Source organism: Actinocorallia sp. A-T 12471, assembly GCF_033875155.1.
Lineage (GTDB): Bacteria > Actinomycetota > Actinomycetes > Streptosporangiales > Streptosporangiaceae > Actinocorallia.
In genome coordinates, this window is record NZ_JAWZTE010000036.1 from 1 (window position 1) to 242 (window position 242).

Consider the following 242-nt stretch of genomic DNA (forward strand, 5'->3'; position numbering starts at 1 on the left):
CTTATTCTGTTAACAAGCCAGTACGAGCACTGGCACACACTCCCAGCAGAGTGCTGGGGGTTGCGGGTTCCGGCTGTTCAGCGGGAACCGCACAGGGACGCGAGCACACACATATGCAGGATTCTGGTTGTGTGATGGTCAAGTCGCTCGGCCTATTAGTACCGGTCGACTCCACACCTTGCAGTGCTTCCATCTCCGGCCTATCAACCCAATAGTCTGTTGGGGGCCTTACCCACCCTAAA

1 rRNA gene is annotated in these 242 nt (G+C 56.2%); it reads right to left on the reverse strand.

What is annotated here, in order from left to right:
- Positions 1-134 precede the first annotated feature (134 nt).
- Positions 135-242, reverse strand: a 23S ribosomal RNA gene (locus R9X44_RS35600); the annotation flags it as partial.